The organism is Pseudarthrobacter sp. PvP004 (genome assembly GCF_017876035.1).
GTDB lineage: Bacteria > Actinomycetota > Actinomycetes > Actinomycetales > Micrococcaceae > Arthrobacter > Arthrobacter aurescens_A.
On record NZ_JAGINL010000001.1, the window covers coordinates 2456052 to 2470078 of the forward strand.

The window sequence follows — 14027 nt, forward strand, 5'->3', positions numbered from 1 at the left end:
GCAAACGGTTAGTCGCGGACCAGGGCGGGCTGGCCGGCGTCGAAGTACTCCACGAGTTCGGCGGGGAGCTCTGGAACCTCACGCGCGGAGCCGTCACCGCGCAGCGATTCCGCCGCGAGGATACCGGCCACCACTGCCTGACGTGCGGCGATGGGGCTGGTCTGGGTCTGACCGCCTTCAGACGCGAAGCGGAGGAACTCCTCGATCAAGCGGGGGTCGGCACCGCCGTGGCCGCCTTCGCCGTCCTGGATGGTGATGACCTCGTCCGGCGCTGCATAACCCGACGTCCGGCTGGTCCACACATTGATGGTTTCGCCCGGCCCGTCGCCAAGGTTCTCAATCCGGCCCTTGGTGCCGATGACGGTGTAGTTGCGCCAGTAGTCGGGTGTGAAGTGACACTGCTGGTAGGAGGCCAGGACACCGTTGTCCAGGACCATGTTCATCATGGAGATATCCTCGACGTCGATCACCTCCGCAAGGTCCTTCTGTTCCATCGGCGGCCAGTTGTCCATGGAGAACCAGTCCCCCATGCGCTTGCCGGTGTTGTTGCTTCGATTATTCACGTCACCGTAGACAGCAAGATCACCGACGGCGGCAACCCGCTTGGTGTATCCACCGGCCAACCAATGGATCACGTCGATGTCGTGGGCGCCCTTTTGGAGGAGAAGCGACGTGACGTTGGCGCGCTGGGCATGCCAGTCCTTGAAGTAGTAGTCACCGCCGTGGCCGACGAAATGGCGGCACCAGACCGCTTTGACCTCGCCGATCCTGCCGTCCTCGATCAATTGGCGCATCTGGACCACCACAGGCATGTGGCGCATGTTGTGGCCAACGTACAAACGAGTGCCCGTTTCGTATGCCGTGGTCAGGATCAGGTCCGCGGCCTCCACTGTGATGTCCAGTGGCTTCTCACAGAAGGTGGGGATGCCTGCCATGAGCGTTCGGACCGCGACGGCGGCGTGCTGGTTGTCGGGCGTCAGGACCAACACCGCATCGATCCCGCTGGTCAGCAGTTCTTCCAGGTCCCCCGTAACGCGCGCCGACGGAATGCGTTCTGCGGCGTCTGCCCGGCCGCGTTCACTAAGGTCACAAACAATGGTGACCTCCGAGCCTTGGCCCGGCTTATGGGCGTGCTTCCACAGCCCTGAACGCAGGCCGAAACCCACGATGCCGACCTTCAAATCCTTTTCCATGGTGTGCAATTTCCTTCTGCTGTTTCCTAATAAAGCCTGGTTGCGGCGCTGCGGTGCGGCGCCGATTCACGCACGAACAAATGCCAAGGGAAGTCAAGGACGCCGGGTTCAGCTGCTGCCGCGTGGCCGGCCTGCCCCGTTGCCCTACGCAGGAGCAGCCTGGCGAGTTTGTCGAAAAAATCAACGGGACCCACGGTGCTGAGGGAAGGCGACATCCGCGCACCCTCCACCGTGTTGCCCACACCGATGATGTCCACATCCGTACCCACTGCGAGGCCAAGGCGCTGGGCGGCGTTGATGGCGCTGACCGCGGCGTAATCCGTAGTGGCATAGATGGCCGTGGGACGGTCCGGCATGCTCAGCACCCGGGTTGCCGCGGCGTACGCCCCTGCACTGGTGCCATCGAACAAGCCCACATAGTCGTCCCGCTCCGGGACTTTCGCCGCGGCCAAGGCGTCGGAGTAAGCCAGGTACCGCGTCCCGCCGGAAGTGCCCGCGGCTGTTGCCGGGGTCAGGCAGGCGACCTTTCGGTGGCCGTGGAGCAAATGCTCCACGGCCATGCGGCAGCCGGGACCGGCGATGGAACGGATGACGTCAAAGCCGTCCGCTTGTACCTCTTCGTCAAAGACAACCAGTGTGGTTCCGTGCTCAGCGAGCTTGCGCAGGGCATCCCGCTGCTCAGGACGGACTGCATCCACGAACACAGCATCGGCATTGTGAGTGCCGAGTACTTTGACCCAATCGGCGTCACCCAAAATCATTGGGGTGATGCCCAGCGGAACGGCCGCCTTCTGCACGGCTTCGATGACGGACAGTGACCACGGATCGGACAGCATGGTCAGCGAGAGAATCACCGTGTTGGTGCGGCCCGTCCTGATCGCACGTGCCGCCTGGTTGGGGCGGTAGCCCAGCCGCTCGGCAGCTGCCTTGACCTTTTCCGCCGTCGGATCCGAAACGCCCGGTCCGCCATCGCCCCGGCGACCTGATAGCACGTAGGAAACCGTGGCCGTGGAGACGCCCGCCAGTTCGGCCACCATACGGATGGTTGGTCTGACTCCGGTGCTGCTCGCTTTTGCCATGGTTCCCCCTGCTGGTGTCCTTTGTATTTGCGCGTTGGTTCGTTGTTGGTTTGAGGCTAGCCTCTGAATACCGGCGCGTTGGGGTCCAACGCGGCCTGGTACTCATCGCGCATCTTGTCGCCGCCCTCGCTCTTCCAACGCTTCACCGCGTCCTTGAGCTCGTCGATCTTGGCGCGGCCAGTGATGATGTCCACCACCTTGTCGCGCAGCTGCTTGGTGATCTTGGCGCCCACCTTGGCATTGGTGTCCGAGTAGGAACCGTTGGTGGGGTTGCGCCACGCGAACTCGAGCAGCTTTTCTTCCTGCTGGCTGACGTACCGCGTGTCGTCGTCGAAACCCGGGTTGAAGATGACGTTTTCCGGGCTGGACATAATGTTCAACGCCGAGACCAGGCCGGGTGCGTTGGTGGTACCCGTCTCGGTGCGTGCCGGGTTGCCGGAGGCGTCGATGGTGTAGTCCTGGCCCAGCTCGCCGAAGTTCTTCTGCATGTACTCCACCGTGCCGAACGGCGCTGACAGGTAATTGATCAGCGAGAGCAGTTCGCGGATCTTGCCCTCTTCAGCCTTCTTGAACGGCGTGAAGCCCACGGTGCCGTAGCCCATGTCGTAGACGGGCTTGACCTTTCCGTCGGCACTGAACGGAATAAGGATGTCGAACTGCGTACCTTTGGCAAGGGCGCGGTAACCGCGGATGTCATGGGGTCCGGAGACAACCTGGGCTGCCACGCTGCCGTTGGCTACGCGCGAGCGGATGTCCGTTGCTTTGGAATCCGGGTAGAAGACGCCCGCTGCAAACATCTTTGCCGTGAACTCCACGCCTGCCATATATTCGTCTGTTTCATAGAGGTGCGTGAGGGTGCGGTCCTTGTTGACGGCCCAGCTGTTGGGGGCGCCAAACCATTCGGTGACCATGTGGAGGGCATTGATATAAGCCGGTTCCAGGGCGTACTTCTGATCTCCCGGGCGCGTCAGCTCCTTGGCTTTCTCCAGGAATTCATCAGCACTTCCCGCCTCAAAGCCGCCCACCTGCGCCCACACGTCGTGGTTACCCACATACACCTGGCCGAACGGGGTACTCGGGATGGGTGCGCCCCAGATCTTGCCGTTCACGACGGCGGTCTTCCAGGAATCGGGCTTCAGCGCCGCCAGGTTGGGGTACTCGAGCACGGCGTCACCGGAGAGGTACGGCGTCAGGTCCTGGAACTTGGCTTCGAGCATCGGACCGACGTTGGGGATGCCCTGGTTCGGCGGAACCCACATCATGTCCGGGAGATCGTTGCTGGCCAGGACGGTGGCGAACTTGGCCGGGTAGCCGTCCCCGATGTCTTCGGCGATCTGGAGTTCCAGGTCGCCGCCGAGTTTGGCATTGAGCCGCTGCCAGAAGGGGTTGTCGTGCAGGCCCGGGCTCATGGTGTCGAATGTTTCGGTCAGGCCGGTCACCTTGCCCTTGAGCGGCGGCGTCTTCACGGACTGCACAGCAGTGGGCAGCTTGAAGTAGCCGGCTTGGAGGCCCTTGGCGTTACCCGCGATGTCCGGGGTGAGGCCGGTGAATTCCTTATACGTGGGCAACTTGACCGAAGCGGAGGCAGCGGCGCCTCCGCTGCTCGCGGCTCCGCCGCCACCACAGGCGGACAAGCCTGCGGCGGTTACTGCCAGGCCTGCGAGGCCAAGGAAACCGCGGCGGCTGAATCCAGCCTGAGAGGTAGTGCTCGTCATGGCATAACCCTTTCTGGTTACTTGCTGAGTTTCTGGGTGTTGGGGCGTGTGAGTGTTGACTTGGGTCTAGCCCTTGACGGCGCCGGTGATGACGCCCTTGGCAAAGTGCTTCTGGAGGAACGGGTAGACCATCAAAATCGGGACGAGGGCTACTACCACCACTGCCATCTGGATGGACTGCGGCGGGGGCGTGGTGGTGATTCCCAGCTGGTCCGCTGCGCCGCTGCCCTGGACAACGAAGTTGCGGAGCAGCAACTGGATGGGCCACTTACTGTGATCGTTGATGTAGAGCAGGGCGTTGAAGAACGAGTTCCAGAAGCCGACGGCGTAGAACAGCCCTACGACGGCGATCACGGCCTTGGACAGTGGCATCACGATGCGCCACAGGATTTGCCAGTCGTTGGCGCCGTCGATCCTGGCGCTTTCGATCAGTTCCCCCGGGATGTTCATGAAGAACGAGCGCATGACCACAAAGTTGAAAGCTCCGAAGATGCCGGGGAGGATCAGCGACCACAACGAGTCCAGCAGGCCGAGTTGGCGGATCATCAGGAAGGACGGGATGAGGCCCGGCGCAAACAGGAGCGTGAACAGGACTGCGAGGATCACCGGCCGGCCAAACAGAACCGTGCGGCTGGTGGCGTAGGCCATGGTGATGGTCACGAACAGGGCCAGGATGGTGCCCACCGCGGTAACCAGCATGCTGACCCCGAGTGATTGCAGCACCATGGGGCCCTTGAAGATGGTGGCGTACGCCTCCAGGGTTGGACGTTCGGGCCAAAGCACAAAACCGCCGGCCTTTACGAGTTGCTCAGTGTCGGCTAGTGACGTGGAAACGACCAACAGAATGGGTGTCAGGATGGACAAACTGAACACGATCAGGACCACTGCTTTGACGGTCTGATACAGCGCGGAAGGCTTTTCCTTCCATACCGGGCGCTTGGGGTTGTACGTCAGTTCCCGGGGTTTCTTGGTGAAAAGTGTTGTTGCCATGGGATTCTCCTTGTGCGGCAGCCGCGCGGGCCATGTGGCTTTCAGCGCGCTTGTTTTGCGAAGATTCCGTCTTCGCCGAAGCGGTGGGCAAGTTTGTTGGCGCCGTAGATCAGCAAGGCGCTGACAACGCCCTTGGCCAGGCCGGCTGCTGCGCCTGAGCTCCAGCCGCCTCCCACTACGCCGGTGTAGTAGGTGAAGGTGTCCAGCACCTCCGCGGCTCCGGCGCCTACGGCATCACGCTGCAGGATGAATTGCTCGAAGCCGACTGAGAGGATGTCGCCGATACGCAGGATCAGAAGGAGCACGATCACGGGTCTCAGACCGGGGAGGGTGATGTGCCACATCCGGCGCCAGCGTCCGGCACCGTCAGCCGCTGCAGCCTCGTAAAGCGAGGCGTCGATGCTGGCAAGGGCTGCCAGGAAGATGATCATTGCCCAGCCTGCGTCTTTCCAGATCATCTGGACCACCACCATGACCGGGAATGTTTCCGGGTTGGTCATGAAGGGAATGGGATCCATACCCCAGTCCCGGAGCAGGTTGTTGACGAAACCTGCACCGCCCAGCATCTGCTGGAAGAACGCGATGACCAGCACCCAGGAAAGGAAGTGCGGCAGGTAAGCGATGCTTTGGAATATTCGCCGGACCCGGGTGCTGATCAGTGAGTCCACAATCAGGGCCAACACCAGCGGCACCGGGAAAAGGAAGACCAACTGCCAGGCGGCCAGATAGAGAGTGTTCCAGAAAGCGTGGATGAAGTCCGGATTGCCGAACAGGTCCACAAAGTTCTGCCAGCCCACCCACAGGCTGTCCCCGATGCCCAGGTAAGGCTGGTAGTCCTGGAACGCGATGACGTTGCCCAGGATGGGGATGTAGAAGAAGAGCAGCAGGAAGGCTACACCCGGCAGCATCATGAGCAGCATCTGCTTGTCGCGTCGCAGACGGGACCGGAAACTCTGCTGCGGGACCTTGCTCCTCTTCCGTTTCTTCGGACCGGATCCGGAGGCGTTTCCACCCGGCGGGCCCGGGACTCGGCGAGCTTCGGGCAATGCCGGAGCCTGTTCCGTCGTCGAGTTCATGCTGTCTCCTCATGTGCTGAGCCAGGACCATCGTTGTGATCCAAACCACGCTCGTTAACCGTTTAACAAACCATAAGTGACCCGCATCTCTTTTTGCAAGATTATGATCGAAACTGAGCGCAGAAATCAGTTTTCATCATCCCCGGGATGGTGGCGGGACTCGATCGTGGTGAACAGGGCGTCCTGGGCTGGGTTGCTTGGCCCTCGCACCCGCTGCCGCCAATCGCCCCCGTAACAACGGGGAGCGCGCGGCGTAAAAGGGTGCGCCGCTTGGGAACAAGTGGCGCACAGAGTGGTAAAGGATGCGCCACTCACTAACCAGGGGTGCACCGGCAAGGTCGAGGCAACGTTAGGCACCCGACGCTCCCCCGATAAAGTACTAGCAGGTCCAATTCAGATAGAAGGTTGACATGGCAGATTGCTGTAGCCCGGGCGCTGGTGCCCGGGAACACTGGATGCCGGGGCTGAGGCTCCCCCTGCGAACGGTCAGCGATCATCCGGCGGCGAGCACCGCCGTCGAGCGTTCCGCCCATGGTGCCGTGCCTTCAAAGGAGGCAAAGGACGCCGAGATTCCAGCGGGAACCTTCTCCATGGGTGATCCCTTCAATGAAGGCTACGACGGCGACGGCGAGTCCCCAGTGCACGAAGTATCCGTCTCGGCATTCCGGATCGGCGCCACCACCGTGACGAACCAGGAATTCGCTGAGTTCGTCGACGCCACCGGCTACCGCACCGAGTCGGAAACCTACGGAACATCCGCGGTGTTCCACCTTGCCGTGAAAGCAAACACGCACGACATCCTGAACCGGGTCAATAACGTCCCGTGGTGGCTCAACATTCGTGGAGCCGATTGGGCGCACCCTGCCGGACCACTCTCTAACTGGGCAGACATCCCCGACCACCCCGTCACCCATGTGTCGCACAACGATGCCCTGGCGTACTGCCAATGGGCGGGTCGCCGGCTACCCACCGAAGCTGAGTGGGAATACGCGGCCCGTGGCGGGCTGTCCGGACAGCGCTACCCCTGGGGGAATGAACTCCACAACGATGCCCCAGGCGAGACCGCTCACAACTGCAACATCTGGCAAGGGGAATTCCCTTCCCGCAACACGATCGATGACGGCTACCTCACCACTGCGCCTGCCACGTCATTCCGCCCCAACGGCTACGGGCTGTACCAAACCAGCGGAAACGTCTGGGAGTGGTGCAGCGACTGGTTCCTGCCCAAGTATTACAAAACGTGCCACGCACAAGGAACGGTGGAGGACCCGCAGGGGCCAACCATCGGCCGCGGAAGGGTCATGCGCGGTGGCTCCTACCTCTGCCACGATTCTTACTGCAATCGCTACCGTCTCGCAGCGCGCAGCTCAAACACGCCGGACTCAGCCAGTGGCAACCTGGGCTTCAGGACCGTGGCGCTCTAGTTCCTGGGGCCGTGGCCCCTGTGCCCGTGGCCTTTCACGCCGGCCGGCAATTCGCCGGACACGATCTTGGCTGCGGCCACCGAATCGCCCTCTTTGGTGCCGCTGACTCTAACCGTGTCGCCGGTCTTGAGGTCCGCAGCTGTGGCCGACGGCAGCGTGGGCTTACCCTTGCCGTTCCTGAGCTCCGACAGGTCTGCGGGAACGTTGGTGATCCGCGTATCCGCAGTCATCGAATAGCGTTGCGTGAAGCCGTCTTCGCTCTTCACAGTCATCTCGGTTTCGCTCACCGATTCGATGGTGCCGGTTTGCGTGACGACCGTGCGGTAGGTCCCGTCCTGCTGTTTCACGACGTGTTCGCCGTGGATAGCCTGGCCGCGGCCTTCGGTGGCCTTGGCTTTCGCCGATGCGGACGGGTTGGGTGACGCAGAAGAGCTCGACGGCGAGGGGCTGGGCTGGGTGCCCGCCCACACGGCGGCGGCCCCGCCGCCGGTCAATGCAACGGCGATCCCGCCGGCGAGAAGGCCTTTACGGAGGCCTGGTGTTAGGGTGGCCATGCATCCATTGTGCACCCCTCCCAACAAAAAGTAGCCCGCAGTTGTGGTTGTTCTGAGCTCTCAAAACAACCACAACTACGAGCTACTTGGGCGTCAAACTGCGGGACTTAGCCCTCGACGCCGAGCTTCTCCAGGATCAGTTCGCGAACGCGGCCAGCGTCAGCCTGGCCACGGGTGGCCTTCATGACTCCGCCAACAATCGCGCCAATGGCTTGGACCTTGCCGCCACGGATCTTCTCAGCGACGTCCGGCTGCGCAGCCAATGCAGCGTCGATGGCTTCCAGGAGCGGACCGTCGTCGGACACCACTGCGAGACCACGCTTCTCCACGATCTCAGCCGGAGTACCTTCGCCTGCGAGCACGCCGTCCAAGACCTGGGTTGCCATCTTGTTGTTGATCTTGCCGTCTTCAACCAGCTTGTTCAGCTCGACAATGACCTGCGGCGTGACACCGAGTTCGGAAGGATCGACGTCGGCAACCTTGGCACGGCCCACGATCTCACCCATCCACCACTTCCGGGCAACATCGGCGGACGCACCGGCTGCGATGGTTTCCTCGATGGAGTCCATGACACCTGCGTTGACGACGTCGCGGAATTCCAGATCCGAGTAGCCCCATGCTTCCTTGAGGCGCTTGCGGCGCTCGGCCGGCGGCTCGGGAAGGGTAGCCCGGAGTTCCTCCACCCACTCACGGGAGGCGACGACGGGAACCAGGTCAGGCTCCGGGAAGTAGCGGTAATCGTCAGCGTCGGACTTGGGCCGGCCCGACGTCGTCGAACGCGTGTCCTCGTGCCAGTGGCGCGTCTCCTGGATGACGGGCTCGCCGGAATCCAAGACGGCAGCGTGGCGCTGGATTTCGTAACGGACGGCATGTTCGACGGCACGCAGCGAGTTCACGTTTTTGGTCTCGGACCGGATACCGAACCGTTCCCGGCCGTGCGGGCGCAAGGAAACGTTGGCATCGCAACGGACGTTGCCGCGCTCCATCTTGGCATCGGAAACACCAAGGTTTTTCACGATCTCGCGGATTGCAGCGACGTAGGCCTTGGCCAATTCAGGTGCACGGCTACCCGCGCCCTCGATCGGCTTGGTGACGATCTCAACCAGCGGCACACCTGACCGGTTGTAATCCACCAGAGAGTAGTCGGCACCCTGGATACGTCCAGCAGCACCACCCATGTGGGTCAGCTTTCCGGCGTCTTCTTCCATGTGGGCGCGTTCGATCTCCACGCGGAAGACCGTGCCATCCTCAAGCTCGATGTCAAGGTAACCGTCGTAGGCGATCGGCTCGTCGTACTGCGAGGTCTGGAAGTTCTTGGGGGTATCCGGGTAGAAGTAGTTCTTCCGGGCGAAGCGGCAGTACTCGGCGATCTTGCAGTTCAGGGCAAGGCCGATTTTGATGGAAGATTCCACAGCCGTCTTGTTCACCACCGGCAAGACACCAGGCATGCCCAAGTCAACCTCGTTGACGTTGGTGTTCGGCTCGTCACCGAAAACGTTCGGGGCAGAGGAGAACATTTTGGTCTTGGTGTTGAGCTCCACGTGGACCTCGAACCCCAGGACGGGATCGTACTTCTCCATGGCCTCTTCGAAGCTCAGGGTTGCGTCGACGGACATTAGTTGGAACCTCCGGCGGTGGTGGATACTGCACCGAGCACAGCAGTTTTCAGGTCCGGCGCCTGTGCAAGGATCGGGCCGCCCCACTTCTCTTCAAGGATGGATTCGAGCACAGCGCCCACGCGGTACAGGCGGGCATCCTGACGGGCAGGAGCCAGCAACTGGATGCCAACGGGCAAGCCGTCTTCGTCGGCCAAGCCACCCGGCAGGGACAGACCCGGGATACCGGCAAGGTTGGCCGGGATGGTGGCGACGTCGTTCAGGTACATCGCGAGCGGATCGTCCAGCTTCTCCCCCAGCTTGAACGCCGTGGTGGGCGCCGTGGGCGAGATCAGGACATCGGCCTTCGCGAACGCGGCGTCGAAGTCGCGCTGGATCAGCGTACGGACCTTCTGTGCCGAGCCGTAGTAAGCGTCGTAGTAGCCGGCGCTCAGTGCGTACGTGCCAAGGATGATGCGGCGCTTGACCTCATCGCCGAAGCCGGCGGCACGGGTTGCACCCATGACGCGCTCGATGGTCATGGGACCGTCCTTGGGCAGAACGCGCATGCCGAAGCGGACGCCGTCGAATTTGGCCAGGTTGCTGGACACCTCGGACGGCATGATCAGGTAATACGCACCCAAGGCGTACTTCAGGTTGGGGCAGGAAACCTCAACGATTTCAGCGCCGGCATCCTTGAGCAGCTGAAGGGATTCGTTGAAACGGTTCTCGACGCCGGCCTGGTAGCCCTCGCCGTGAAGCTCCTTGACGATGCCGATCTTCATTCCGGCAACATTGCCCACGCGGGCAGCAGCAACAAGGTCATTGAACGGATCGGTCAGCGACGTGGAATCAAAGGGGTCGTGGCCGCCGATGACTTCCTGCAGCAGCGCCGAGTCCAGCACCGTACGGGAGACCGGACCGATCTGATCCAGCGACGACGCCATGGCAATGGCACCGTAACGGGAAACAGCACCGTACGTGGGCTTCACGCCAACAGTTCCAGTGACGGCACCCGGCTGGCGGATGGAGCCACCGGTATCCGTGCCAAGCGCCAGCGGCGCTTCGAAAGCGGCGACGGCGGCAGCGGAGCCACCGCCCGAACCGCCAGGAATCCGGTCCAGGTCCCACGGGTTCCGGGTGGGGCCGTATGCCGAGTGCTCGGTGGAGGAACCCATGGCGAATTCATCCAGGTTGGTCTTGCCCAGGATCGGCATCTTGGCCGCGCGCAGCTTCTTAACCACCGTGGCGTCATAGGGGCTGCGCCAGCCCTCAAGGATCTTCGAACCGGCCGTCGTCGGCTGGCCGATGGTGACGATGAGGTCCTTCACCGCAATCGGCACACCGGCGAGGGCGTGCAACTCTTCGGCGGCGGAACCGCCGGCAGCGCGGGCAGCGTCAACCTCGGCCGCAACAGCCAGAGCCTCTTCACTGTTCACGTGCAGGAAGGCATTAACCTGACCATCGACGTCGGCAATGCGGTCAAGGTGCGCTTGCGTCACCTCAACGGCGGTAACCTCGCGGGAAGCCAGCTTGGCGGCAAGATCGGCAGCGGAGTGGCGGATGAGTTCGTTCTTCAGCTCAGTCATAGTGATTAGTCCTCATCCAGGATTGCCGGGACCTTGAAACGGTTCTCGTAAGAATCCGGAGCGCCGGACAACGCCTGCTCAGCTGTGAACGTGTGGCCCACAACGTCCTCACGGAACACATTGGTCAACGGAATCGGGTGCGACGTCGCCGGGACGTCCTCACCCGCAGCTTCGCTCACGCTCTTCACCGAATCCACGATGACAGCAAGCTCAACAGCCATCCTGTCCAGTTCTTCGGCACTCATTTCAATGTGAGCCAGACGCGCAAGATGCGCGACGTCGTCACGGTTGATCGCAGCCATGGATCTCCCCTGCAAAGTTCAAATGGTTTTCCGAACCAGTCTACTTGGCTTGGGTGCGCCGGGCAGACGGTGGACAGGTGCCATGGCTCGGTTAGCCGTCCCTCCAAATCCTGGGTCCGCGGCTAGGACTGGCACGTAGTACTTCAGGGTTGTTTTCCGCCTGCGCCTCGATCTCTCGTCACTGTCTGGCCGGAAAGGACACGTCATAGGTACATGCCCATCGCCAAATTTGTCATTTCGATCGATTAAAGAGGGTGGGTAGGGCGTATTGGACGGCAGTTGTTTTGGCGTACGGCATTGATACCGGCAGGGCGTTGGCCGTGGTGGCGGCATCGAAGCAGCGCAGTAGTGGCTTGGCCCGGTGCAGGCAAGTGTTCGGCATGTCCGTGATGGATTGAGCGGTGCTCTCCGCAGCGGCCCTGTCTATGTTTCTCTCCAGCTTTACGGCGAGACCGTGCTGATGCCTGGCCTGCAGGCCTTGGCGCGGATTACGTGTCAGAACCTTGCGGGGTGCACGCGCGGGCTGACGGTCGGCTGTATCAGCGCCAGATAGACGGCGGTCCCGTCGATGATCCGCCGGCTGCTGTGGAACGAATGAAGGCCCACTTGGAGGCCAAGGGATACACGATCGGAAACATCTTCGACAACATGGGCGGAAACATCACAGGCATCCAGCTCAATGCGGAAAGCCCGAGAAGGCTCCTCGTACAGTTCACGCCGTCCAAAGAAACAAGCTTCATCAAGGTGGTTGGCGAGTGCACCTTGGACCCGGCCGCCAGGAAGAAGACCACCTGAATGGGTGTCTCATCCCCAATCCGCTCACCCCACCTCAGACGTCCCCTCACGCCAAATCGCGGGTCCGCTGCACAATACGCCGTTGCCAAACGGCGAATTGGAGACGAACCCGCGAACTCGACACCGAGACACTCGGATGTGTTGAGGTGGCGGCTCGTTAGCCGATGCCGATGGCCCCGGTCAGAACACCGACTGCCAGCATGACCACCGAGATCACGGCCGTGCGCCAGAGGACCTTCTTGTGGTGGTCGCCCAGATCCACCTTGGCGAGGGAAACCAGCAGGAGGATAGCCGGCACCAGGGGGCTCTGCAGGTGGAAGGGCTGCCCGGTGATGGAGGCGCGGGCCATGTCCACTGCATCCACGCCGTAGTGAGCGGCGGTTTCGGAAAGGACCGGCAGGACCCCAAAGTAGAAGGCGTCGTTGCTCATGAAGAACGTCATCGGGATGCTCAGAAGCCCGGTGATGACTGCCATGAACGGTCCCATTTCGGCGGGAATGATCTGGACGAGCCACTCGGACATTGCCTTGACCATGCCCGTGCCGTTGAGGACACCGGTAAGGACTGCGGCGGCCATGACCATGCTGACGACGGCGACGATGGACGGTGCGTGGGCGATCAGCTGGGCGCCCTGGTCCTTGACCTTGGGGAAGTTGACCAGCAGTGCGATCGCGGAGCCCACCATGAACACGAACGGCAGCGGGACAATGTTGGCCACCAGGACCACCATCACAGCGACGGTCAGGCCAAGGTTGAACCAGAACAGCTTGGGACGCAGCGTAGTGCGGTTGGGGTCCAGGGCGGTGTCTGCCATAGCGGTGTCGTGATCGTCCACCAGCGTGGCCGGGTCTTCAAGAACCGCGACGCCGGAACCTCCGCCGGTGCCCGGCTTGGCTGCAGTTGCGGCAGAGGAGTTGCGGCCGAAACTGAAGCGGCCTCCGCCGACGCCGAAGCCCGAACCCGAACCCGCGGCAACCGAACCGCCGCGGCGCGTGCCGCCGTCGAACGCTTCCGAAGGATCAGCGACGTCGCCCCAGATCTCAGGAGCGGTGGTGCGGAGGCGGTTGCGTTCCTGCAGGCCGAGCAACCAAGCGAACACCAGAACCACGATGAGGCCAACGATGAGTGACGGGACCATGGGAACGAAGACGTCGTTGACATCCAGGTGAAGTGCGGTGGCCGCGCGGGCCGTAGGTCCGCCCCAGGGCAGGATGTTCATGGTGCCGTTGGCGAGGCCGGCCACGCAGGTGAGGACCACGGGGCTCATCTTGAGCCGCAAGTAGACGGGGAGCATGGCGGCCGTGGTCAGGATGAAGGTGGTGGATCCGTCGCCGTCCAAGGAGACTGCCGCTGCCAGGATGGCCGTGCCGAGGACCACTTTGGCGGGGTCGTTGCCCAACTTGCGCAGGATGAACTTCACCAGGGGGTCGAACAGTCCGACGTCGATCATCAGGCCGAAGTAGATGATGGCGAACATGAGGAGCGCGGCCGTGGACGTCATGGACTTCATTGAGTCCATCACCATGTCGCCGATGCCGAGGCCCGCTCCGGCGAAGAGGCCGAAGACTGTGGGGACGATGATCAGCGCCAGTACTGGCGTCAATTTTTTGGTCATGATCAGGACCATGAATACCGCAATCATTGCGAATCCAAGCAAAACCAGCACGGCCGGCTCCTTACTACTGTGAATGGCGCCACGTCGGTGTGATGCGCAC

The 14027-nt window shown here is 62.2% G+C and carries 12 protein-coding genes; 2 read left to right on the forward strand and 10 right to left on the reverse strand.

Going from position 1 to position 14027, the window contains the following annotated elements; genetic code table 11:
• Positions 1-8: 8 nt before the first annotated feature.
• The 5 genes from J3A64_RS11095 to J3A64_RS11115 all read right to left on the reverse strand — a co-directional run bounded on the left by J3A64_RS11095 (position 9) and on the right by J3A64_RS11115 (position 6053).
• Positions 9-1202: a Gfo/Idh/MocA family protein gene (locus J3A64_RS11095; RefSeq protein ID WP_210064306.1), complete on the reverse strand. Its 1194-nt coding sequence runs from the start codon at positions 1200-1202 to the stop codon at positions 9-11.
• Positions 1203-1219: 17 nt separating this feature from the next.
• Entirely contained in the window at positions 1220-2272 is a 1053-nt protein-coding gene (locus tag J3A64_RS11100) for a LacI family DNA-binding transcriptional regulator (protein ID WP_014921208.1), read from the reverse strand.
• Positions 2273-2328: 56 nt separating this feature from the next.
• Positions 2329-3987, reverse strand: a complete 1659-nt coding sequence (locus J3A64_RS11105; protein WP_011774176.1) for a sugar ABC transporter substrate-binding protein — start codon at positions 3985-3987, stop codon at positions 2329-2331.
• A 66-nt stretch (positions 3988-4053) separates the two neighbouring features.
• The gene (locus tag J3A64_RS11110; protein WP_011774175.1) at positions 4054-4977 is read right to left on the reverse strand and encodes a carbohydrate ABC transporter permease; all 924 of its coding nucleotides are present in this window, start codon (positions 4975-4977) and stop codon (positions 4054-4056) included.
• Positions 4978-5018: 41 nt separating this feature from the next.
• On the reverse strand, positions 5019-6053 hold the full coding sequence (locus J3A64_RS11115) for a sugar ABC transporter permease (protein ID WP_014921206.1): 1035 nt from the start codon (positions 6051-6053) through the stop codon (positions 5019-5021).
• A 410-nt stretch (positions 6054-6463) separates the two neighbouring features.
• Here J3A64_RS11115 and J3A64_RS11120 point away from each other — a divergent pair, with 410 nt between their 5' ends.
• Positions 6464-7477, forward strand: coding sequence for a formylglycine-generating enzyme family protein (locus J3A64_RS11120; protein WP_014921205.1), 1014 nt, complete (start codon positions 6464-6466; stop codon positions 7475-7477).
• Here J3A64_RS11120 and J3A64_RS11125 read toward each other — a convergent pair.
• The 4 genes from J3A64_RS11125 to gatC all read right to left on the reverse strand — a co-directional run bounded on the left by J3A64_RS11125 (position 7474) and on the right by gatC (position 11517).
• Complete coding sequence (locus tag J3A64_RS11125; protein WP_014921204.1) at positions 7474-8031, reverse strand: DUF5666 domain-containing protein; 558 nt, start codon at positions 8029-8031, stop codon at positions 7474-7476. The two genes, J3A64_RS11120 and J3A64_RS11125, sit on opposite strands and share 4 nt — an antisense overlap.
• A 107-nt stretch (positions 8032-8138) precedes the next feature.
• Positions 8139-9647 (reverse strand): Asp-tRNA(Asn)/Glu-tRNA(Gln) amidotransferase subunit GatB, encoded by a 1509-nt coding sequence (gene gatB / locus J3A64_RS11130; RefSeq protein ID WP_011774171.1) that lies wholly within the window; start codon positions 9645-9647, stop codon positions 8139-8141.
• Positions 9647-11215: an Asp-tRNA(Asn)/Glu-tRNA(Gln) amidotransferase subunit GatA gene (gene gatA, locus J3A64_RS11135; protein WP_210064307.1), complete on the reverse strand. Its 1569-nt coding sequence runs from the start codon at positions 11213-11215 to the stop codon at positions 9647-9649. The genes gatB and gatA overlap by 1 nt, the downstream gene beginning before the upstream one ends.
• Before the next feature lie 5 nt (positions 11216-11220).
• Positions 11221-11517, reverse strand: coding sequence for an Asp-tRNA(Asn)/Glu-tRNA(Gln) amidotransferase subunit GatC (gene gatC / locus J3A64_RS11140; protein WP_011774169.1), 297 nt, complete (start codon positions 11515-11517; stop codon positions 11221-11223).
• 510 nt (positions 11518-12027) lie between these two features.
• Between gatC and J3A64_RS11145 the strand changes: the two genes are divergently transcribed.
• Positions 12028-12312 carry a hypothetical protein gene (locus tag J3A64_RS11145; protein ID WP_210064308.1) on the forward strand — a complete coding sequence of 95 codons (285 nt, stop codon included), beginning with the start codon at positions 12028-12030 and terminating at the stop codon, positions 12310-12312.
• Positions 12313-12469: 157 nt separating this feature from the next.
• Here the strand turns inward: J3A64_RS11145 and J3A64_RS11150 are convergent, their stop codons facing one another.
• Positions 12470-13978, reverse strand: a complete 1509-nt coding sequence (locus J3A64_RS11150; protein WP_011774167.1) for a CitMHS family transporter — start codon at positions 13976-13978, stop codon at positions 12470-12472.
• Positions 13979-14027 lie beyond the last annotated feature (49 nt).

Bases quoted from the DNA above. Each gene is read 5' to 3' on its own strand.
- J3A64_RS11100 (WP_014921208.1), bottom strand. From the start codon at position 2,272: ATGGCAAAAGCGAGCAGCACCGGAGTCAGACCAACCATCCGTATGGTG.
- J3A64_RS11105 (WP_011774176.1), bottom strand. From the start codon at position 3,987: ATGACGAGCACTACCTCTCAGGCTGGATTCAGCCGCCGCGGTTTCCTT.
- J3A64_RS11125 (WP_014921204.1), bottom strand. From the start codon at position 8,031: ATGGCCACCCTAACACCAGGCCTCCGTAAAGGCCTTCTCGCCGGCGGG.
- gatB (WP_011774171.1), bottom strand. From the start codon at position 9,647: ATGTCCGTCGACGCAACCCTGAGCTTCGAAGAGGCCATGGAGAAGTAC.
- J3A64_RS11115 (WP_014921206.1), bottom strand. From the start codon at position 6,053: ATGAACTCGACGACGGAACAGGCTCCGGCATTGCCCGAAGCTCGCCGA.
- gatC (WP_011774169.1), bottom strand. From the start codon at position 11,517: ATGGCTGCGATCAACCGTGACGACGTCGCGCATCTTGCGCGTCTGGCT.
- J3A64_RS11110 (WP_011774175.1), bottom strand. From the start codon at position 4,977: ATGGCAACAACACTTTTCACCAAGAAACCCCGGGAACTGACGTACAAC.
- J3A64_RS11120 (WP_014921205.1), top strand. From the start codon at position 6,464: ATGGCAGATTGCTGTAGCCCGGGCGCTGGTGCCCGGGAACACTGGATG.
- gatA (WP_210064307.1), bottom strand. From the start codon at position 11,215: ATGACTGAGCTGAAGAACGAACTCATCCGCCACTCCGCTGCCGATCTT.